Source organism: Bacillus sp. SIMBA_074 (genome assembly GCF_046534555.1).
In the GTDB taxonomy this organism is placed as follows: domain Bacteria; phylum Bacillota; class Bacilli; order Bacillales; family Bacillaceae_G; genus Bacillus_A; species Bacillus_A mycoides.
In genome coordinates this window covers 1-277 of the sequence record NZ_JAWRYM010000412.1, presented here as the reverse complement: position 1 = coordinate 277, position 277 = coordinate 1, and the positions used below count along the sequence as shown (strand labels likewise).

Annotated in this window: 1 protein-coding gene; it reads right to left on the bottom strand. The window is 39.0% G+C overall.

Annotated features, from left to right (window positions below; translation table 11 throughout):
- Positions 1-277: histidine kinase dimerization/phospho-acceptor domain-containing protein (locus SB773_RS31365; RefSeq protein ID WP_410594198.1), on the bottom strand; the 277-nt coding region annotated here is incomplete at both ends.

The window sequence follows — 277 nt, the reverse complement described above, 5'->3', positions numbered from 1 at the left end:
CTTCAATATTGAAGTGACGTGCTTCTGATTCTATTATTGGTCTCAATTCGGCAATGATACTGCGAATATCATATAAGGATAAGGTCTGGACCATGGGTTTCCCTAAAATCAAAAACTCGCTCACGATACTATTGATCCGTTCAATTTCCTTCATGATGACAGAGTAATAAAACTGATCTTGTTCTTCAGGATGTTTTTCAACCAGTAACTGTACCAGTCCCTTTATGCCCGTTAGTGGGTTTTTTATTTCATGTGCAGTACTAGCAGCCAATGTGCC